The 20,656-nt window shown below is 41.0% G+C and carries 18 protein-coding genes and 3 pseudogenes; 5 read left to right on the top strand and 16 right to left on the bottom strand.

What is annotated here, in order from left to right; genetic code table 11:
* Positions 1–10: 10 nt before the first annotated feature.
* The 6 genes and pseudogenes from icmH to VRUMOI_RS13890 all read right to left on the bottom strand — a co-directional run.
* Positions 11–784 (bottom strand): type IVB secretion system protein IcmH/DotU, encoded by a 774-nt coding sequence (icmH, locus tag VRUMOI_RS13915; protein ID WP_089139031.1) that lies wholly within the window; start codon positions 782–784, stop codon positions 11–13.
* A 2-nt stretch (positions 785–786) separates the two neighbouring features.
* Entirely contained in the window at positions 787–2,121 is a 1,335-nt protein-coding gene (gene tssK / locus VRUMOI_RS13910) for a type VI secretion system baseplate subunit TssK (protein ID WP_089139032.1), read from the bottom strand.
* A gap of 3 nt (positions 2,122–2,124) precedes the next feature.
* Positions 2,125–2,595, bottom strand: a complete 471-nt coding sequence (gene tssJ, locus VRUMOI_RS13905; protein WP_089139033.1) for a type VI secretion system lipoprotein TssJ — start codon at positions 2,593–2,595, stop codon at positions 2,125–2,127.
* A 2-nt stretch (positions 2,596–2,597) separates the two neighbouring features.
* A complete protein-coding gene (gene tagH / locus VRUMOI_RS13900; protein WP_089139034.1) occupies positions 2,598–4,019 on the bottom strand; it encodes a type VI secretion system-associated FHA domain protein TagH in 1,422 nt (473 codons plus the stop codon).
* Positions 4,020–5,018, bottom strand: a complete 999-nt coding sequence (gene tssG, locus VRUMOI_RS13895; RefSeq protein ID WP_089139035.1) for a type VI secretion system baseplate subunit TssG — start codon at positions 5,016–5,018, stop codon at positions 4,020–4,022.
* Positions 4,982–5,515: pseudogene (locus VRUMOI_RS13890) on the bottom strand (type VI secretion system baseplate subunit TssF); the annotation flags it as partial. The gene tssG and the pseudogene VRUMOI_RS13890, both read right to left, overlap by 37 nt.
* Positions 5,516–5,583: 68 nt before the next feature.
* Here VRUMOI_RS13890 and VRUMOI_RS13885 point away from each other — a divergent pair.
* Positions 5,584–7,118, top strand: a protein-coding gene (locus VRUMOI_RS13885) for an IS3 family transposase (protein WP_456300778.1) whose coding sequence is annotated in 2 segments (ribosomal slippage) — positions 5,584–6,055 and positions 6,055–7,118 — 1,536 coding nt in all. Because the reading frame shifts where the segments join, the coding sequence is not laid out codon by codon here.
* Complete coding sequence (locus tag VRUMOI_RS13880; protein WP_269459991.1) at positions 7,115–8,101, top strand: ammonium transporter; 987 nt, start codon at positions 7,115–7,117, stop codon at positions 8,099–8,101. The genes VRUMOI_RS13885 and VRUMOI_RS13880 overlap by 4 nt, the downstream gene beginning before the upstream one ends.
* A gap of 114 nt (positions 8,102–8,215) precedes the next feature.
* Here the strand turns inward: VRUMOI_RS13880 and VRUMOI_RS13875 are convergent.
* Positions 8,216–9,129 (bottom strand): annotated as a pseudogene (locus tag VRUMOI_RS13875) (ROK family protein).
* Between the two features lie 543 nt (positions 9,130–9,672).
* Here VRUMOI_RS13875 and VRUMOI_RS13870 point away from each other — a divergent pair.
* Positions 9,673–10,701 (top strand): OmpA family protein, encoded by a 1,029-nt coding sequence (locus VRUMOI_RS13870; protein ID WP_162598415.1) that lies wholly within the window; start codon positions 9,673–9,675, stop codon positions 10,699–10,701.
* Between the two features lie 69 nt (positions 10,702–10,770).
* On the opposite strand, the gene VRUMOI_RS13865 is transcribed toward VRUMOI_RS13870, so the two are convergent.
* The 7 genes from VRUMOI_RS13865 to VRUMOI_RS19440 form a co-directional block, all read right to left on the bottom strand.
* Positions 10,771–12,186 (bottom strand): class II fumarate hydratase, encoded by a 1,416-nt coding sequence (locus tag VRUMOI_RS13865; protein ID WP_110410704.1) that lies wholly within the window; start codon positions 12,184–12,186, stop codon positions 10,771–10,773.
* Between the two features lie 110 nt (positions 12,187–12,296).
* Positions 12,297–12,716: a GFA family protein gene (locus VRUMOI_RS13860; protein ID WP_089139877.1), complete on the bottom strand. Its 420-nt coding sequence runs from the start codon at positions 12,714–12,716 to the stop codon at positions 12,297–12,299.
* Between the two features lie 11 nt (positions 12,717–12,727).
* Entirely contained in the window at positions 12,728–13,564 is an 837-nt protein-coding gene (locus tag VRUMOI_RS13855) for a sulfurtransferase (RefSeq protein WP_089139878.1), read from the bottom strand.
* Positions 13,565–13,588: 24 nt separating this feature from the next.
* Positions 13,589–13,873, bottom strand: coding sequence for a DUF1294 domain-containing protein (locus VRUMOI_RS13850; RefSeq protein ID WP_089139879.1), 285 nt, complete (start codon positions 13,871–13,873; stop codon positions 13,589–13,591).
* Between the two features lie 81 nt (positions 13,874–13,954).
* On the bottom strand, positions 13,955–14,944 hold the full coding sequence (locus tag VRUMOI_RS13845) for a 2-hydroxyacid dehydrogenase (RefSeq protein ID WP_089139880.1): 990 nt from the start codon (positions 14,942–14,944) through the stop codon (positions 13,955–13,957).
* Positions 14,945–15,104: 160 nt separating this feature from the next.
* Positions 15,105–16,157 (bottom strand): multidrug effflux MFS transporter, encoded by a 1,053-nt coding sequence (locus VRUMOI_RS13840; protein ID WP_197712972.1) that lies wholly within the window; start codon positions 16,155–16,157, stop codon positions 15,105–15,107.
* Positions 16,148–16,309, bottom strand: coding sequence for a hypothetical protein (locus VRUMOI_RS19440; RefSeq protein ID WP_197712971.1), 162 nt, complete (start codon positions 16,307–16,309; stop codon positions 16,148–16,150). Before VRUMOI_RS19440 ends, VRUMOI_RS13840 begins: the two co-directional genes overlap by 10 nt.
* Positions 16,310–16,416: 107 nt before the next feature.
* Between VRUMOI_RS19440 and VRUMOI_RS19535 the strand changes: the two genes are divergently transcribed.
* Positions 16,417–16,713, top strand: a complete 297-nt coding sequence (locus VRUMOI_RS19535; protein WP_231897554.1) for a LysR family transcriptional regulator — start codon at positions 16,417–16,419, stop codon at positions 16,711–16,713.
* A gap of 12 nt (positions 16,714–16,725) precedes the next feature.
* The gene (locus tag VRUMOI_RS13835) at positions 16,726–17,394 is read left to right on the top strand and encodes a LysR substrate-binding domain-containing protein (RefSeq protein WP_231897553.1); all 669 of its coding nucleotides are present in this window, start codon (positions 16,726–16,728) and stop codon (positions 17,392–17,394) included.
* A 99-nt stretch (positions 17,395–17,493) separates the two neighbouring features.
* Here the strand turns inward: VRUMOI_RS13835 and VRUMOI_RS13830 are convergent.
* Both VRUMOI_RS13830 and VRUMOI_RS13825 read right to left on the bottom strand, forming a co-directional pair.
* A pseudogene (locus tag VRUMOI_RS13830) lies at positions 17,494–18,407 on the bottom strand (aldo/keto reductase).
* A gap of 287 nt (positions 18,408–18,694) precedes the next feature.
* Complete coding sequence (locus VRUMOI_RS13825; protein WP_110410703.1) at positions 18,695–20,590, bottom strand: hypothetical protein; 1,896 nt, start codon at positions 20,588–20,590, stop codon at positions 18,695–18,697.
* Positions 20,591–20,656: the final 66 nt, after the last annotated feature.

The raw sequence follows: 20,656 nt of genomic DNA, 5'->3' as shown, positions 1-20,656 counted from the left end.
AACGATACCTCTAAAGTAGCTGATTCAATTGAGTTAATACATCGGCGGATTTATTGCTTAACACATATAAATAGCCAGAAAAAACAACACATAACCCAAAAATAAACATGGCAAACACCGACCATACGGGAATTTGACGGCCTAACTTATATTTAGAATGGACAACATGTTCGGTGGCCTTAGATAAAGACCTTGGTTCAGAATCACTCAACGACTTGAGTAGCTCATGCAATTTGATAATGACCCTTTCTCGTTCCGCATAACCATTTGAAATAACTTTATATTTCCCTTCAAAGCCTAAATTTAAACAATGAAAAATAAACTCTAAAAGGTCTTTGTATCTCGGAGGATCGTTTTCTAAACGAGTTAAAATCGAAAATACTTTTTCACCGCCCCATGTTTCGTCATGAAAACGAGAAAGTAGTGAATGTTGAGCCCATACACTTTTAGCTCCCCACGAGGTGCCCATTACCGCTTCATCAAGATAAGCACACAACACATATCGGTAGGCCATAATGACCGAATGCTCATAATTGTTTTCAGCTAATTCCATTTCTATCGCGGTGATTTCTTTTACCACTTGATGGTACACATCTTCGATTGATGGACACTCGGATAGCCCTTTAACTCTAAGTGCCAACCCAAATAATGGCGTAGCAACATCAATCAATAAATTAGGATTATCGCCACGTAGTGGAAACCAAAAATCCTGATCCTGATCGATATTTTCACTTCCTTCATACAGCAACTCATCGACTGCAACATTGGTGTTGTTGGTATCCATAATTAACTCCTAATAGCCCAAAACTGCAGGTCAAGATCTTCAAATGCTCCTGCAACATGAAATGCAAACCCTGTAGAGTGCTGTAAGCTTCCCCAAGCAGGGCTAGTTTTATCAAGTTGGTAATAGGTATAACCTGCGTGATACGGCAATTGACGAGGGGCGACAGGTAATGCGTTAAGTGGCACACCTGGTAACTGCAGAGAAATAAGCTCACGTATTTTCTCAACTGATGACACTTTGGTCTGCTGTACAAATAAGCGTCTAAGCTCATCAAGAGGCATCTTCGCTTTCACCGCAATAATAAATTCCGCATCCTGTACTAATTGAGGATCCTGTACCGGTGCGACCATTAATCCATATTGACGTTTATGAAGCTGTATCGAAACCGCTCGTGGCTCTAGTACAATACTTAAGCTTTGACGAAGGTGATGAACAACCGGCCAGAATGATTCCGCTGGATTATCATGGTTATACGCTGGAATAGTTGGTGGCAAACGACTTTCACTGGTAAATGTTGCCAGTTCACCTGCAACCGCGCTTAAACGTTCAAATAATCGCTCTGGATGTAAACCTCTTAATTCCGAAAGATGTTGTAGCTCTGGCTGAATTCTATTCAAAGCTTGTAACAGCATAAAATCAGAAACATCGGCAACACCACCTTGTGAAGGCGATGATATTTGTTGAGCGATATTCTTGGCTCTTTCGCGTATAAGTCCCGCTATTTCAGCGACCACACGATATAAACCGGTATGACAGTGAACGTTGGTATGACAAGGTATAAAACTCTCATCTAAAATGATGCTGCCATCCGGCCTTTTTTCTCGAATACGAGCAATCGCCATTGAGGCATAAGCCGTTCTATCTTCTTTTTCTAACATCAACTGAATTTTCAATGGCGCAACACTAATAGGAGTAGAGCCCCCTTGCATTGAATGGGTATCACGTTGCTCTTGAATTCGTTGTTGGTAACGGCCAGTGCCTTTTTCTTCTGGCCAATCGATTTCCAATAGCGCATCACTTCGTAAAGGAATAGCCAAATAAATAATTTGATTAGCTAAACTGGCATCTTCAATATCAAGTGGATCTGGTAATAGATCCTCTTGTGGTATAGAGAACATTGAACCATCTGGCATCGAACCTATCGCCCTTTCAATAGCAATACGACCAAATGAAAGGTACTCAGGGTTAAGAGATAACTCAGTAACACCATACAAATAAGGGCTTATCGCTTTAGATCGCTCATCGGCATAATATTCTAAATAACGCTGTTGCTGTTGAAAGTGTTGAGGCTTCATAAAAAGCCCCTCACTCCAAATAACACGATTACGAGTGAACATTTATTACTCTACCTTTTCTAAAATTACTTCATAATCACGGAAATAAACCAATAAATGATATAAGTGATCTTTATTAATTATTTTTACTGACTTTTTCCATTCACTATTATCAGGATCAGAAAAATGCGCGACTACAGCGATATAATTAATATCTTCATCAATTTCAAAAGCACTTATAAATTTAAACTGACCTGGAGTTAAAGCGTAGTCATAAATTTTAACAAAATTACTTTTTAGCGCTTTTTTAAAATCATCTCTAATCTGATGATAATCCGTCGAGAGCAACATAGAATCATCGACCAATTCAAATAGCTGTATTTCAATTGGGGATGCCATACCTTCAACATTGGGATTTACACCATGGTCAGCAAACATACTAATTGTTATTTTGGTCGGTTTAGGCTCAGGTTTAGGATCCGAACTACAACCAGCTAACAAAAAAAATGCCACTAATATGGAAATAATAAACTTCATGTTTACTTCTCCAATTGCATCTCTCGAATTTTTCGGTCATATGATTGTTCAAATATTTCCCAAAATAATTTATCAAAACCGCGTTGACGATTAGACGTTAACTCTGAAAAGTAATTTTGATACATCCCCCACGCCCAAGATTCCGATGATGTTGTCTCCGCATCACTGCTTCTTTTATAGCTATTAAATCGCTTCAATAGCACATCAGGGGAAAATGCCATTAAAATATGTTGAAGCGCTTCTGAGGTTGCCTCTTGCATCGCTTGATTATGATTTCGAATGTTTTTAAGGCTTTCTTCAATCGCTGCCGGTGGTGATAAATGCACCATACTTTTCTTGCTATCAAACATGGTTTTCATTGTTTCGTTATAATTCAAACCAAGTCTTAATGGATTGTCTTCGATTGGCTGTAAGTTACGATTAATGACCCCAAACCGGCCATGTTCTACTTGAGAATGAATACCTAAAATCCCTTGAATACAAGCCTTTAAACTCTCTCCAAATTCTTCACCTAATTTATGAATATTTTCAATATTAGCGCTATTTTCTAGCTGAACTTCTAACCCATTTAATAAAGGTCCCATAATTAAGTGGTTACTTCCCTCAAAAGAGGGTTCTGGTCGGGATTGCTGAGCCAATTCTTGTTCAAGTATTTCTAAGTTATTATCATCCATATTAAAGCCTTCAATCATTTGGGGGGTATTTAAAGTAATGTCAGTATTGTCCTTAGCATCAATATCTTCATCTGAATTTAATACTGCTTTTTTTCTTCGGCCAAAACCTAGTATTTTTTTCAATCGCATCGATGAGGTCAATTCAAATTCACTATCTGCTTGAGGAGTAAAATCCGTCTTTTCTTTTTTTGAACCTTGATTAATAAATTCATCCAGAACGTTATCTAATGGGTCATTATTTTCATCATTAAGCCGCCCATTTCCATCCAGTTCTTTAATTGGATCAACACCATCTAGTTTTTTATTTTCTAATGCATCATCCGGATTAACTATGTCAGGATAATGATCATCTAATAATTCATTCTTACTCTTATTGATGAATTGCTCTAATGAGCTATGGTCATTTAATTCATCGTCATCGGTCAATTTAACCAAAAGATAATAAGTACCGATTCGGATACGATCTTTATGCTGCAATCGGGCTTCGTTACCCACACCTAGGGGCATATCCGAATCGTTAATATAGGTAGTTCCGCATAAATCTCTTAAACAGTAAGAATTATCAATATGAAAGATTTCAAAATGATTAGGTTTGATATGATGACCATCGTCATATAAAACCCAATTAGAATTATCACTAGAGCCAACGATTCCACCATCCACATCAAAGGCATGTGAAGCTAATAACCCTGGCTGTAAGGTTTTTACATTAGATACAATGAGAGATAACTTATTGTCTTCTTTTTTCATTTACTGCCTTCCTTGAATTAAGACGCTACCATTTCTATTTTTCTCACCCAAAAAAGATGTCCAGCCCAACGACATATCCGGTGAATTACTCATATTTTCTAATGCCACTTCATCCATGATTAATTCAATATCGTATGCAAGTTGATCTCTAATAATAAATTCGATTAGTTTTCTTAATGGCTCAAAATTACTGCCAGAGGGTAAGAATTCAAAGAATCGTTCTTTAGTTAACTGATGAATACAAATCGTAAATTTCCCACTAGTGTCTTCAATAAAGCTACCTAAAACAGTATCAACCCCTAAAGTCATATTCTGGAAACCTAAAAATGCTCTTTGTTCTTGAGCTATTTTTACATTACGTCTATTCCACTCTTTAATAACCACTTTAGGTAAATCAAAACAATGAGCAATAATCCCTTCAACGACTTGAGGAGAACGACTGCGGCTGGCTAACAACCCTGAATAAGAAAGCATTTTGCTCCAGTTAATCGGGGTTTCACCTCTCAAAGAAACATCAAACAAACCCACCAAAGCAAAAACTTGTGATGAGAACTCATCTTCAGCACCAGGTCTAAAACGCACGTGATAACGATACTTTCGCCAGAGCCTATAAGTTAAATTGGCAATCCTATTATTAAAAAAATCAAAGAACGGGCGACGTAAACCACCAGGCTCTTCATTAATTAATTGCTCCAATATATATCCGGGCAAGGGTGACACCCCTCCAGATAACCCGATGAAATTGGTTTCTAAACCTAATTTTCCATCTGAAAATCTCGTCAATTTAGTAATATCGGACGGTGAAAAACCTAAACTAGGGTTACCCGAAAAAGAGAGACGACAATCTCTTTCCCAATCACTGGCTTCAGGTATATTTCCTTCATATAGATGAAGTAATTCAATTAACTGATAAAAACTAAAATCATGCACAGACTCAGACAATCGATGCACATCTAATTTAGCTAAATCAGTGGTTGCATCCCTGCCTGTAAATTCCATGTATATTTCTCGTTGTTTTTCGTATTAATTACCGTTAACTGATGAAAAGAATTAATACTTGCATATAGTGCAAAGAATTGACTTAATACGGTCCCAAATAGATATAACTCGCCTTCAGAAGAAAAGGCATCTTGATTGAGATACAATACCGACTCTAGCCCTCGAACTGAACGTCCTCGGATTATTTTATCAATAGGATTAGACTCAATTTTCTCAATCCCCTCTAAGCGTCTTTGACTGGTTTTTTCAGCTTGTCTATCGACCAAAGCTTTAAAGTCATACGCTCTAAAAATGCTACATAACGCATCTTTAGAAAGCAGAGATAAATAATTAAGGGATAAGTTAGAAATTAAAGTCCACAACAGACTACCATCCAACACTGGTCTTAATGTTTGTGTTGGAATCGTAATATTTTCAAATGACGCAAATATAGGTGATGTATTCGTTGGTTGATCAATATCACCAATACCTAGCTCAATGGGTAATAATCTATTAGTACCCCCCTCTGGCAGGATAGTTGTCACTGTTAAAATTTAACCAGTTAGGGGCGGTAACAGAGTAAGTCATGTCTCGTTATCCGCAGGAAAGAAAAGAAGCAATATTGAAAAAGCTATTACCTCCATACTCTCGTTCAGTGACGGAAGTAGCAAAAGAAGAAGGCATCAGTGAAGCAACCCTGTACAATTGGCGTAACGCATTAAGACAGTCAGGAGCCGTTGTGCCAGATAGTAATACTTCCTCCGAGCAGTGGTCAGCCCAAACTAAGTTAGCTGTAGTTGCTGAAACCTTTTCCATGACAGAGCATGAGTTAAGTCAGTATTGTCGTGAAAAGGGGCTTTACCATGAGCAGATCAAAGAGTGGCGCAGCGAATGTATGCACGGTTTCATGACTCAAAAAGAACGAGAAGCGGAAGCCAAGAAACAGGCAAAAGCGGACAAACATGAAATAAAAGAGTTGAAGAAAGAACTCCGTTACAAAGAAAAAGCGCTGGCAGAAACCACTGCTCTTCTGGTGCTGAGAAAAAAGCTCAGAGCCTTTTACGGGGAAGAACCCGAGGACGATTAACCTCAACCGATGAAAGGCAAAGTTTGGTTGCACTCATCCATGAGGCTCGTCAAAACGGCTGTCGCTTAGAGAATGCCTGTCATGAAGCTGAGATCGATTTACGGACTTACCGTCGCTGGTATCAGAGCGGTGAAATACAGGAAGATCAAAGGTCGATAGCGACACGGCCAGAGCCAGTAAACAAGCTCTCGAAGCAAGAAAGGCAGTTGATCGTTGAAGTCAGTAACGCACCTGAATACGCGAGTTTACCACCGAGTCAAATCGTCCCAACCTTGCTGGATAAAGGTGAATATATCGCATCAGAATCGAGTTTTTATCGGGTTTTGAAAGCAGAAGGTCAACTCAACCATCGAGGTCGCCAACGTAGTCGGAAAAAATCATCGAGACCAACAAGTTACACCGCTACAGGGCCAAATCAGGTTTTCACTTGGGATATTACGTACATGCCGTCAGGGGTTCGTGGTCAGCATTATTATCTGTACATGATCGAAGATATTTATAGCCGAAAAATCGTTGGGTATGACGTCTATGACCGAGAGTGCGGAGAGTTGGCAGCTCAGTTACTGCAACGAACCTTGATGCGAGAGCAATGCTTCAATCAGTCTCTGGTTCTGCATTCCGATAATGGCGCTCCAATGAAATCATTGACGTTCAAAGCTAAGATGGAAGAACTGGGCATTATCTCGTCCTACAGTCGCCCACGAGTCAGCGATGACAATCCGTATGTGGAATCCTTATTCCGCACATTGAAATATGTGCCGAATTGGCCATCAAAAGGTTTTATTGATCTAGACGTATGTCGAGCTTGGGTAGCTGAATTCGTTGTCTGGTATAACACCGAACACAAACATAGTCGCTTAAACTTTGTCACACCATCAGAGCGCCATAGTGGAAAAGACAAGCAAATCTTGGAACGTCGAGCAAAGGTGTTGATGGAACATCGCCAGAAAAGACCAGAACGCTGGTCAGGGAAAATCAGGAACTGTGAGCCGATCGGAGAAGTTCATCTGAACCCAGAAAAAGAAGCTGCTTGATAATTAAGCAAGTAGTGACAACTACCTTGAAAAACGCCGATGGCTACGAACTGGTTAAATTCTTTTTCTTATTGACCTTTGCAGCAGCAATTCCGGCCATTGTCTCTGGCGGTATCGCGGAGCGAGCTCGTTTCTACCCTGTGTTGATCGGTACATTCTTTATCGTTGGCTTAGTGTATCCATTATTTGAAGGCATGATATGGAATGGTAATTTTGGTCTACAAGCATGGTTTGAAACCACCTTTGGTACAGGGTTTCACGATTTTGCAGGCTCAGTAGTTGTCCACGGTGTCGGGGGCTGGATTGCACTAGTCGCCGTAATATTCCTTGGCATGCGTAACGGACGGATCCGCGCGGGCAAACATACTAACTTTGCACCATCTAATATCCCATTTCTTGCACTAGGCGCATGGATATTATGTGTTGGTTGGTTCGGCTTTAATGTTATGTCGGCACAAACTATTAATGGTATCAGTGGTTTAGTAGCGATTAACTCTTTAATGGCAATGGCTGGCGGAATATTAGCAGCAATGGTGATGGGTAAAAATGACCCAGGCTTTATTCATAATGGTCCACTGGCGGGCTTAGTCGCGGTTTGTGCTGGTTCAGATTTAATGCATCCCATCGGCGCATTAGCAACGGGTGTTGTGGCTGCTGCAATTTTTGTATGGCTATTTACCTTCATGCAAAACAAAACCAAAATCGATGACGTATTAGGTGTTTGGCCGCTGCATGGCGTGTGTGGAGCATGGGGCGGTATTGCTGCCGGTATCTTTGGACAAACCGCACTAGGCGGAATGGGTGGTGTGAGTTTAACCGTTCAGGTTCTCGGTACGTTACTAGGTATTGCCATTGCTGTATTAGGTTCAATTCTGGTCTATGACACGATTCACAAAGTATCAGGCTTACGTTTAAGCCAAGAAGACGAATATAGCGGTGCCGATTTATCTATCCATAAAATCAGCGCAACCAATGAAGATTAATATTGATTAACTTCAACTAGGGTTGATTCTAAAAAATAGCCACTCGCTTTAACGATCCGGTTCAGTCAGGAAAAGTGAGTGGCTATTTTATTTAGCAATTGCATAGAATGTTAATTAGGTATTAGCTTGATGCATTCTAGGCAACCAACATGCCCCTCTCACGCCGCTTGAATCACCGTACTTCGCTTTCACAATCTTAGTGTTACACACGTCTGAAAAAACATAAGCTCCAATTGCATCGTTTATATCTTGGTAAATTTCATCTACATTCGACAAACCGCCACCAAGCACAATTACATGTGGATCAAGTACATTTATGACCGATGCCAAACTACGGGCACACATATCAATAAACGATAAATAATGTTGCTCAGCATTCGTATTGCCAGCACGTTTTAAATCCATGATTTCTGCAGAGTTGTAGTCTGTGCCATGCTGCTGATTATAGCGTTCAGAAAAACCTGATCCTGAAATAAAGCGTTCTATACAGTTAATTTTTCCGCAGTAGCATTGCTGTGCGAGTCCATCATTATCTCGATGATATTGTGGCAAGGTATTATGACCCCACTCTCCGGCGATCGCATTGGGCCCAGAAAGTAGTTGACCATTGACGACAACACCACCGCCACACCCGTACCAATAATGACGCCAAAGACGGTGGCATGCCCAGCGCCTGCGCCATCTTGCGCTTCCGATAATGTAAAACAATCGGCATCATTTGCGATAAATACCGGCTGTTTAACTATGTCAGCAATATCTTTATCCAAATGCTGGCCATTCAAGATTAAGCAATTACAGTTTTTTATGGTTTGGCTATCAGGGCTTATCGCACCAGGTAGGCCGATACCAATGGTCATAGGCTGTTGTAATGTTTGTTGGATACTTTGAATCAAACCGGTGACTGTTGATAAGAATTCAGAGTAACTACTGGTTGGCGTCGGTATGCGCTGCTGATAAATAGTTTGCCCATCTTCTGATAACACAACCGCTTCAATTTTTGTTCCACCAATATCCAAACCTAAACTCAGCATTTCATTTTCCTTATGAACCATAATGGCCTCGTTCTAGAGACACGCCATTCTTTTACTAACAACTAAATAGCAACCAAAAATTTTTTATGCGATAGAGGGCACTAAAATAGAGATCTAGATCACAATAATTAATTTTAATTTTTAATACAAAACAGCAACATTCCAATAAATTAGCATTGTAAAGCATATCACTTTAATCAATGTTCATTATTTATCAAATTAGTCAGCGCTCAAAATAGAAAATAAGACTTTGATATTTAAGTAATTGGTTACCTTTATCACAATTTAAAAAATAACATATAATAGAATCATCACGCAGCCGAGCCCCCTCATTCATCAAGCCAATCACTGACACCGTTAATTTACAAAAGTTTCACACCAATGGATTGATAAACTATTCTTACAGCAGTATTGTGTAGGCAGATTTTTGATAACTTTATAGTTTTCAATAACTCGCTAGCAAAATTATGGTCCAAATTTCCTTTATCGAAGTTGTGGATCGCTTGTATGGACAAAAATAACTTTATAGTTGGTGCCAATATGAATATTAAACAAATGTCTTTTTACCCTTCTGTCGCGTCAATCATTTCTCTTTCTCTTCTTATGTCGCCACAGGTTAATGCCGCTGCAGAAAATGCCGGAGAGTTTTACCTTGGTGCTAAAACCGGTTGGTCTAATTTCGATTTCGGTCAGAATGACGGTGATATTGATGATGATGCCTGGGCTGGTAGTGTCTATGGTGGTTATCAATTTAACGAATGGTTCTCTTTAGAAGGTGGTTATAACTACCTTGGTAATTCGAAAGAGCATGTTGCTGGTAGCGAAGTTAATAAAACTCAGATTCAGAATGGTGAATTAGGGGCAAAATTAGATTGGAACCTTACTAGCGCATGGAATCTATTTGGTAAAGTAGGTACTTCATATAACTATGTCGATCAAAAAACAGGTGCTTATAATGATAGCGATGAAAACTGGTCACTAATGTTAGGTGCTGGTGTCGAATATCAACTAAGCCATAACTGGCGTGTACGTACCGAATATCAATGGTTTGATAACGTAGGCGAAAGTAGCACAACAGGTAAAACTGATGTTAACTACGTATCTCTTGGCCTAAGTTACTATTTTGGTAGTTCAGATAGTGCTGCACCAGTTGCTGCAGCGGCAACAACTGCGGCAGTGGTAGCCGCTCAAGAGCCAGAACCAGAACCAGCTGTTGTAGAAGAGCCATTACCAGCAGCAACCTTATCAAAAGGTGCTTTTGAACATAACTCTGTTGAATTAACATCAGATGCAAAAAGCTCTTTAGATCCAGTAGTCACATATTTAGAACAACGTCCTGAAATTAATGTTGCCGTTATCGGTTACACTGATTCAACAGGGGCAGCTGAATACAACCAAAAACTTTCAGAAAAACGCGCACAAAAAGCTGCTGATTACTTAACTGAAAATGGTATCGATGAATCACGCATCAACGTTGAAGGTAAAGGGGAAGAAAACCCTATTGCTGATAACTCAACAGCTGAAGGTCGTGAACAAAACCGTCGTATCGAAATTACTTATCAAGATTAAGCCTCTAAGCTTATAACTTTAAGGCCGCTGTTAACCGCAGCGGCCTTTTTATTTCTGCTTTATTCCTAACTAACAGATACCACCTTGAGTGAGCTTACTCGGATCAAGTGCTTTCTCTAACTCTGCTCTAGATAATTCCGTTTCTTGTTCTGCCACATCAATAATCGCACGCTTTTCTTTATACGCTTTCTTGGCAATTTGCGCAGCTTTTTCATAGCCAATAATAGGGTTTAACGCGGTCACTAAAATTGGATTTTTAACGAGAGCCAAATCCAAATTATCTTCTCGCACAACAAAATCTTTTATCGCTTGATCCGCGAGACTGCGTGAACTATTAGCCAGTAGTTCAATGCTTTGCAGTAAGTTGAGAGCAATCACTGGCAACATCACATTTAATTGAAAATTACCACTTTGCCCTGCAACCGTAATCGTTGTGTCATTCCCTATCACTTGAGCTGCTGCCATGGCTACGGCTTCGGGGATAACAGGATTCACTTTTCCTGGCATAATCGATGAACCTGGTTGTAAAGCTGGCAGTTCTATTTCACCTATTCCCGCGAGTGGCCCTGAATTCATCCAACGTAGATCATTGGATATTTTCATTAAGGCTACAGCATAGGCTTTTAATTCACCAGATACAGCCACACTTGAGTCTTGGCAGCTTAAACTGTAGAAATAGTTGTCGCTTGGCTGAATGGACTTTCCCGTTATTGAACTCAGATGCTGAGTAAATAATTGAGCAAATTCTTGAGGTGCATTAATGCCGGTACCCACTGCAGTTCCGCCCTGCGCCAATTGCTTTAAATCAGGCAAGAGTTGTTCAATGCGGCAGCGAGCTTTATCGATTTGCACCTTCCAACCAGATAACTCCTGCCCCATGGTTACTGGCATCGCATCCATTAAGTGAGTACGACCGGTTTTCACAATATGAGATAGTGCAGACGCTTTTGCCTTCAACACTTGACTTAAATGCTCCATGGCAGGAATCAATTCATCTTCAATCGCCATTAATGCACTAAGCTGAATCGCCGAGGGAATCACATCATTACTGCTTTGCGCCATATTGACATGATCGTTCGGCCCAACACGCTGTGCTTGCCCCGTTTCTTCTTCAAGAATTTGATTTGATAAGGTCGCGATCACTTCATTAAGATTCATGTTGGTGCTGGTACCAGAACCAGTCTGAAAAACATCGATAGGAAATTGGTCAAGATACTCGCCATCTATAATGGCCTGACAACTCGCTTGAATCGCTTTAGACATCGTACTATCGAGTAGACCCAACTCTTCGTTAGCTTTAGCAGCGGCTTGTTTGATCATGGCAACAGATTGAATAAAACGAGGAGGCATGGTCAAAGAACTGATTGAAAAATTATCGACGGCTCGTTGAGTTTGAGCCTGATATAAAGCATCTTTGGGGACTTTTACCTCTCCCATGCTGTCATGTTCGGTACGGTAAAAAGTATTGGAGGGAACAGAAGCCATAACATCATCCTTAAATTGTGATGGAATGGCTTCAGTGTCGAACCTATTTGGCCGATATGCAAGTTATCATTGTGATAAGGGAAGATGATTCAACGCTCACCAGTTATCGATTAACGTTGTTTTTCAAATTGCTGAACATCATCGGGGATCACAACCCAATTTTGCTTTTCGCTTGTCCATACATGCATCGTCGGTACAATCATACGTGTATCGTCTAAACTGGCCGCCGCCTTGAATTTGATCATTTCAGGCACGGCAGGGTTTAATTGATAAATACGATTACCGCAACCAGCACAGAAATGACCGATATTTTCATTGCCGCTGTCTGCAGTGCGGCTGGTTTGCTTTAGCTCACCTTGAATATCAATATCCTTTGCATCCAGGACACAAGTGATACTAAACGCACTGGTGGATAATTTTTGGCATTCTTTACAATGGCAAGCCATTACTACTTTAGGTGCCGCTTTCAAGGTAAAGTTCACACTACCACACTGACATTGGCCTTTTACTGGATAACTGACATCCGTCATAACTCGATTCCTTATTCAACCGGTAGATCATGGTTTGCGCCCCATTCAGCCCAAGAGCCATCGTATACGGCTAGGTTAGTATAGCCACAAAGATAAGCCGCCATCAGGACAATACACGCCGTTAAGCCTGAACCACATGAAAATACTTGCTGTTTTGAAGCATCTAAATGCTGTTCAAGTAGTGTTTCCAGCGCCTCGAGTTTCTTGAATTGATGCCCTTCAAGTACCGAACTAAAAGGTAGGTTAATTGAAGATGGAATATGTCCAGATCGCATCCCTTCACGAGGCTCTGCGACTTTACCTAAAAATCGCTCTTGCGAACGCACATCAATAATTTGAATATCATCGTTTGAAATCGCCGCTAACACATCATCCACATTAAACACTTTCTGCGCTTGATAGTTTGCATTCACATTACCCATCGCTCTATCTATATCAGTATAAGAATCCACTAATGGGTAGCCCAATGATTGCCATAATGACAGTCCACCGTCTAAGACATAAACGTGCTCAAAGCCCATGGTTTTAAATATCCACCAAGCGCGAGGAGCGGAATATAAACCTCGAGCATCATAGAGCACCACCACACTATCTTGATTAATGCCTAGCTGACGAGCTTGTTCGATAAACAATTCAGGGCTTGGCATGGTATTTGGTAGTGGATTGGTTAAATCAAGGAAAACATTTTCGATATCAAAAAGCTGAGAGTTAGGTAAATACTGACGAGGCAATTCTAAGGCTTCACCGACCACGGCATGTTGAGTTGTCGTATCAAGAACAACGACATTATCGTCAGAAAAATGATCAAAGAGCCAAGTTGCAGAAACTAAAGGATAATCAGAGTTCATGGCGGTAATCCTTGTTGATTCACATTACATATAAAAATCAGGGTTTTGGATCAAAACTGTACCAATACAATTAAGGGCAACTAATAACCAAAATACAAACTGAAAACGAAACTTACTGGTTTTATGGCGAAAGAGGTGCTGAGCTAACAACGCGCCCGGCCATCCACCTAAAAAAGCAAGTATGTGTAACGTTTTTTCTGGGGTGCGCCAATTACCTTTGATTGACGCTCGTTTGTCTTTCCAATAGACAATAAAAGTGACAAAACTCAGGATTAAGCAGTAAATTAATCCAGCTTGCAGGGTAATCATTAAAACGTACTCTTTTAAGGGGAGTGTAAAATTGATATACGAATAATACTCCACCCCATGACTAACTACTATAGTTTGACTTTAGAGCACTTCATTACCAGAAGACTTACCCTGCGAGAACAGCTTAATGTTACTTAATGTCGTATCAGCAATATTGGCTAATGCTTCATTCGTTAGAAATGCCTGATGTCCGGTGAATAAAACATTATGACAAGCGGATAAACGACGGAAAATATCATCGGTAATAATGTCATTGGATTTATCTTGGAAGAACAATTCTTTCTCATTGTCATATACATCAAGTCCCAATGCGCCAATTTTTCCGGCTTTTAGCGCTTCAATGGCATCTTGTGAATCCAGTAGACCACCTCGGCTGGTATTGATAATCATCACTTTATCTTTCATTTTACTAAATGATTCAGCATTTAAGAGCCGGCGATTTTCTGATGTTAAAGGACAATGCAGTGTGATCACATCCGATTGCTGATAAATATCGTCAAGCGAAGAGTAAGTTGCGCCAATCTCATTTGCGGCATCACTAGGGTATGGGTCGTAGCATAAAACATTCATACCTAGTCCTTTTAAAATACGCATAATGGCTAAGCCAATTTTACCAGTACCAATCACGCCTGCGGTTTTACCATAAAAGTTAAATCCAGTTAGACCTTCTAAAGAAAAGTTAGCATCACGGGTACGCTGATAAGCTTTATGGAAACGACGATTTAAGCACATCATCATGCCTACTGCATGTTCCGCAATGGCCTCTGGTGAATATGCTGGCACTCTTACAACTTGTAATCCCAATTCTTTTGCAGCTTCTAAATCAACACGGTCAAATCCGGCACAGCGCATTGCAATCAGTTTAGTGCCTTGCTTTGCCAGTTTCTCTAGTACAGGACGACTTAAGTCATCATTAACAAACGCACAGACGACTTGAGAATCTTCAGCAATTGACGCGGTTTTTAAATCCAGTTGAAAATTATAAAAATGACATTCATGACCATGGTTTTCATTCGCCTGACAAAATGATGCTTCATCATACGATTTTGTGCTAAACATTGAGATTTTCATCCGATACCTCTGATTTAAAAATTAATCAATCTAGGTCAATACTACGCCTCTGAAGCCCACATACACAAATAATTGAAAGCCAAATATACAAAATTCATATAATAAAAAACCAGCACTAGGCTGGCTTTCATCTATTACTCATAAAGAGAAGCATGACACATCAATCGTGAGCCAGTCGTTCGACATGCCATGCGTTCATTCTTTTCATCGACATTACTGACAGCAATATAATCGCCCCGCCGCCCATTACACAGATCACCGCATAAGGAGCCGTTAACGAGGTTTGTTGAATCAAGCCCGCCAATAATGACGCGCCGCTCATTTGAATAAAGCCAAGCATTGCCGCCGCGGTTCCAGCGCGTTCGCCAAAACCAGATAATGCCATGCTGGTTGCCGGACCAAGCAGCAAAGCAAAGCCAATACATAGCAATGCCATTGGTAGCATGAAACCTGCCGCTGCTGCCAATGGTGAAACAAGCCCAGATTGCTGGACCGCAAATTGTAAAGCCGCCGAAACGATAAATAATGATAATGCAAAGATAACGGTTGGGCGATTACCAAGCTTTTTGATCACCCATGGTGCGCCAAAGCAAGCACCGATATTAATCAGTGCATTGACACCAAACAAACCACTAAACGCTAATTCCGACATTCCTAAATGTCCAATCAACCACACTGGTGAGTAAGACACGTAAGTTAAAATCGCGCCCATGCCTGTCATGCAGCAAATGGCATAAAAAAGAAAGTGTCGATCCATCAATACTGGCTGATAACGAGCCCAACGGTACAGAGCGCCGTCACTGACCGTATTCGCTGGTCGTGTTTCCGGGAAGCGAAACGCCACCATGCATAAAATCAAAATCGAATAGCAGGTCATAAATACAAACGTTGAACGCCAACCAAAATGCAGTGCTAATACCCCACCTAAGGTTGGAGCTAATGCTGGTATCACACAAATCGCGCCATTGAGGTAGCTATAAATTTTTGCCCCATCTTTTACGCTGTAACAATCTCGAACCGCGCTGAATACGACAATTGAAGTCGAGCAAGCCGCTAACCCTTGTAGTACTCGAGCAATTTGTAACAACTCAAACTCTTGTGCTACGGCGGCTAGAACACTACTCAACCCGTATAAAATGACACCAAACAACGCAACTGGTCGGCGACCAAAACGGTCAGCAAGCGGGCCAATCACAATCTGGCCTAATCCCATTGCGAACAAAATAGAATTAAAGTGGATTGAACTTCACTATTGGAAACAGAAAATTCCGCCGCCATCGTCGGGAGAGACGGTAAATAAATATCGATAGCTAATGGGCTAAGTAACACCATCGCCATTAACATAGGTAATAAGTTGCGTTGCATCGAATTCTCGTAAAGTTGGCACATCAGATAAGGCCGCTAGTGTAGCGCTTAGATGTTATGAATAGAAATGGTATAATAGCTAAAGACAATTTCCTAAAGGAATAACAGTGAATTTAGATAAACTAGCCAGAATCGATCTTAACTTACTCGTAATTTTACAAGTTCTGATTGAAGAACAAAGTGTTACGCGTGCGGCAAGTCGTTTGAATTTAAGTCAATCGGCATTAAGTAAAAGCTTAAACCGTCTACGCGATACACTAGAAGATCCTCTTTCAGCGTACTTCTCATGGTTTAAAACCAACCGCTCATGCCCTCGCATTAGCCAAAATTTTGCCGAGCGTACTCCAAGACTTATACCAAATCACTCAACCACCCACGTTTACCCCAGAGACGAGCCACCGTAAGTTTAGTTTTCTATGGTTGAAAGTGCCTACGAAACCTTGATTCCCTCTTTTATTGGGTCATTACTTAACCAAGCGCCTAATATTCAACTTGATTCTTATCTATGGACTGGCCAATCGTTTAACGACTTGCAACACGGGCAAATCGATTTTGGTATTGCTGGGCGGGATTTGCATCCTCAATCAGAATTTAGTGTCGGCAAGCTACCCGAAGGCATTGAGCACCAAACCTTATTTAAGGATCAACAAGTTTGCTTGGTACGAAATGATCATCCCGTATTAAAAACAATTAAAGAGACTGACTGGACATTAGAGCACTATTTAGCGTTATCACATGTGCAAGTTCGTTGCGAAGGTAAGGAATGGTGGGCGTTAGATTACTACCTCGCAGAATTAGGTCATCATCGTAAAATTAATACTACTGTGCCGGATTTTTATGGCGCGGCGAGCGTATGTGCTCATACTGATTTGATCTTCACCCTACCCTCAAGCTTTGCTAGCCACGCACTAAAGCTTTATCCGCTGACTCAATTACCGCTACCATTTGAATTTATGCCAATGGCTTATGTATTGCTGTGGCATGAAAGAAATAATCAAGACCAAGGTCATCAATGGATACGTGAGACGATATGCCAATCTATTCAACAGGCCGGACTGCCGTACCAACCTACCTCATTATCATAAAACAACGGATTGCCCCGAATTCAACACCAAAACAATGTAAAAAGGAGCTCAAGTGAGCTCCTTATTAACTAAGTACAATTACTATACGTGCATAGTGGTTTATGGCACACCGTGACCTTTCGACGCAATCCACACTCTAAACCATTGCTCACGGGTTAATTCAATGCTTAGAGCATCAATCGCAGTTTGAACTCGCTCAATTTTACCAGAACCAATGATTGGCATTGGCTTAGATGGCAAACGACGAACCCAAGCATAGATCACTTGATCAATACTTTGTGCGCCGACTTCTTCACGAATCGCTTCTAGTTCATCACGTACGCGAATATGTTGCTCTTTTAAACCATTAAAAATAGAGCCACCAGCAAGGCAAGACCAAGCCATTGGCTTTACACGCAATTGTTGAAGCAAATCTAGAGTACCGTCATCAACTACATCAAAATTTAATGGGTTAATTTCAACCTGGTTGGTCACTAACGGCGCATCTAAACGAGATTGAAGTAACTCAAATTGACGAGGTGTAAAGTTAGACACACCAAAGTGCTTCACTTTACCGACTTGTTTTAGCTCAGAAAATGTCTCAGCCACTTCATCCGCATCCATTAGTGCATCCGGGCGATGAATTAATAGCACATCAATATCTTCAACTTGTAAGCGCGCTAATGAGTTATTGACTGATTCAACAATGTGATTCTTGCTGGTGTTGTAGTGATTCACTTTCCAATCGGGATTTTTATCGCCGCATAATTTGATATCGCATTTAGTGACGATCTCAATTTGATCACGCATGCTTTTATCGAGAGCTAATCCTTCACCAAATAATTGTTCACACTCGTAGTAACCATAAATATCCGCGTGGTCGACCGTGGTCACACCGAGTTCAACATGTTGCTTTAAAATGTTAAACGTTCTTGTGGTGTCATTCCCCAATCGCCTAAGCGCCAATAACCTTGCACTAGCTCTGAAAATTCAGGCCCTTGAGGTGCTATTTGTTGTTTTTTCACTGCAACCATTTGGTTGACTCCCTGTTGTTTAACCTCAGATGAGGATATTTTGAATTCGATGAAAGCCTATGACTACTCTCGATTTTTATCAATCCTATGGCGTTTTTCATCTAGGTACAATGGCTAATTTAAAAGCTAACATCACGGTAATGCAGGTTATAGAATGTTTGATCTTAGTAGCGTTTTCCAGCTAATACGATGAATGTATGAAACCGTTTCTTGCTCCTACCCATAAAATAGCCTCACCAATTGTTTCTCGGTGAGGCTATCTGTATTACTGCAAACTTAAAATGACATTAGCCATCGGTTGGTTTCATTGAGTTTGGATCAAACAAGTCATTAATGATATGACCTGCTGAGCTTGTGTCATGCAGCCCTGATAAATCCATTCCCATTCCAGATACATCCGGTTGGTCAAGATGCTGGGTAGACGCTAAATCATCCGCTGATGCTTCTTCCGGCTTACCAATATCTGCTGCCGATGAAGGTGCTGCCTCACCTAGTAATTTATCCATATCAAGATTGCCATTCTGATCGTCTTGATCAAGCAAATCTGACACATCAAAGTCAGAATCACTGTGCAGCATCATCACATCATCTGTCATTTCCATGCCTGACATATCGCTATCTAGGCCGCCATCTAGACCATTGGCAGCAAGATGATCCCAATCAAAACTGTCATCATCATCGCCAAAGAATCCATCATCTTGATTTGCATCATCCGCGTATATTGAGCTATCACTCGCGTCGTCATTTGAATACAAGCTATCTTGCTCGCTATCAAAATCATCACTTGAATCATCAGCATTCAGCGCATCATCATCCGCCAACGCTGTCTCATCATCTTGTGAAGACTGCTCAAAGTAATTTGAACTATCCTCGTTACTTGCTAACTCATCCGTATCATTTTCATGATCAAATGGGTTATCAGCTAGCGACAAGTCTTGGTTAGCTAAATCATCTTGAGTGGTTGCGTCATGCACGTCTTGTTGAAGTTCAGATACTTTATCCGCGACAGTTTCACCAATATTATCTTGAGAAAGCGCTGATACTTCATCAACGATCGCGTGTAAATCATCCGATAGTAGATCAGCATTCTCGGCTAATTGCTCTGCCATTTCAGGGTTTGCGGCTAATAAATCCGCCACATTTTGACCTTCTACAGCATGTTCCGCATCACCCACTGCCGCGGCTTGTACATTCTCAGCGTTGTTAGACGAAGCCGATGAATTATTTTGACCTGCATCATCACGCTGTGAATCTAACCCTGTGGTATTAAAGCTTGCGGTAGAAACATTATGCTCGGCCACCACACGGTTATCCGCAGATTTAGTCACTACTGTAAATTCAGTCGTGGTTGATTCAGCTTGTTGGTGTACATAAGCCTCTGCAACTTGATCTGGTGTTAATGTGACAGAGCCATCTTCAGCAACCGTCCCTAAAGGTTGGTTATCTGCATCCACAATTTGAGCACCATCTAGGTGGTTTAATTGCAGCGAATCGCCTTCTTCTGCAGCAACAGCAGCGCCTAATAGTAACGCTGTTAAAGGTATCGCTGATGTTGCATTCACTTGTGATGTTGCTGATGCCAGATGACTACGTAAGTTCTGAGCTGGCTCTGTTGGTGTATAAGTTGCGTTATAGCTAGAAGCTTGCTCACTAGGTTCATCTGATTCTGTGCTTACAACATCAGTAATGGTGATCGTGCTTTCTGTTGTTTCTTGATTCTTACCATCAGCATCACCGTTATCTGTCGTCGTCATAGTGATAGTGTCATCGCCACTGTAACCATCATCTGGTGTATAGATAATACCGCCATCAAGTACGGCATTGATATCATCTAATGAACCTTCGATAGTGTAAGTACCATCACCACTTTCAGTAATAGTTAGACCTGATGTGTCCGTACCTTCTGGTAAAGATAAACTGCCATTTCCAGCATGTAACTCAACAGTAAAGTCACCCTTACCTTCCGAGGCGTCCACATCACTAATTTGTAAACCTGTGATCGTAGTGACACCATCAGCAGACGCTGGAACGGAGTCAGGTACTGTATTCACCGCTGCATCATTTTCTGCCTTCACATCAATATCAACTGTGACGTTTTCGACAGGGCCAGAGGTATCACCGTTATCATTACCTTGGATAGCAAGATCAAGGGTTCCGTCCCAATCTTCGCCAGCCACAGTCATGTTGTCAGAGTTACCATCTTCTGGTGGGTAAAAGATGATGCTATCCAGATCCGAACCATCTGAAAC

The sequence above is a fragment of the Vibrio rumoiensis genome (genome assembly GCF_002218045.2).
In the GTDB taxonomy this organism is placed as follows: domain Bacteria; phylum Pseudomonadota; class Gammaproteobacteria; order Enterobacterales; family Vibrionaceae; genus Vibrio; species Vibrio rumoiensis.
This window is presented reverse-complemented; position numbering and strand designations above follow the sequence as displayed.

Coding starts and splice junctions, on each gene's coding strand:
- VRUMOI_RS19440 (WP_197712971.1), bottom strand. CDS start 16,309: ATGCAACGCAACTTATTACCTATGTTAATGGCGATGGTGTTACTTAGC.
- tagH (WP_089139034.1), bottom strand. CDS start 4,019: ATGAAAAAAGAAGACAATAAGTTATCTCTCATTGTATCTAATGTAAAA.
- VRUMOI_RS13850 (WP_089139879.1), bottom strand. CDS start 13,873: ATGATTACCCTGCAAGCTGGATTAATTTACTGCTTAATCCTGAGTTTT.
- tssG (WP_089139035.1), bottom strand. CDS start 5,018: ATGGAATTTACAGGCAGGGATGCAACCACTGATTTAGCTAAATTAGAT.
- icmH (WP_089139031.1), bottom strand. CDS start 784: ATGGATACCAACAACACCAATGTTGCAGTCGATGAGTTGCTGTATGAA.
- VRUMOI_RS13840 (WP_197712972.1), bottom strand. CDS start 16,157: ATGGGATTAGGCCAGATTGTGATTGGCCCGCTTGCTGACCGTTTTGGT.
- VRUMOI_RS13845 (WP_089139880.1), bottom strand. CDS start 14,944: ATGAAAATCTCAATGTTTAGCACAAAATCGTATGATGAAGCATCATTT.
- tssK (WP_089139032.1), bottom strand. CDS start 2,121: ATGTTCACTCGTAATCGTGTTATTTGGAGTGAGGGGCTTTTTATGAAG.
- VRUMOI_RS13865 (WP_110410704.1), bottom strand. CDS start 12,186: ATGGCTTCTGTTCCCTCCAATACTTTTTACCGTACCGAACATGACAGC.
- VRUMOI_RS13835 (WP_231897553.1), top strand. CDS start 16,726: ATGGTTGAAAGTGCCTACGAAACCTTGATTCCCTCTTTTATTGGGTCA.
- tssJ (WP_089139033.1), bottom strand. CDS start 2,595: ATGAAGTTTATTATTTCCATATTAGTGGCATTTTTTTTGTTAGCTGGT.
- VRUMOI_RS13825 (WP_110410703.1), bottom strand. CDS start 20,590: ATGACTGTGGCTGGCGAAGATTGGGACGGAACCCTTGATCTTGCTATC.
- VRUMOI_RS13855 (WP_089139878.1), bottom strand. CDS start 13,564: ATGAACTCTGATTATCCTTTAGTTTCTGCAACTTGGCTCTTTGATCAT.
- VRUMOI_RS13870 (WP_162598415.1), top strand. CDS start 9,673: ATGAATATTAAACAAATGTCTTTTTACCCTTCTGTCGCGTCAATCATT.
- VRUMOI_RS13860 (WP_089139877.1), bottom strand. CDS start 12,716: ATGACGGATGTCAGTTATCCAGTAAAAGGCCAATGTCAGTGTGGTAGT.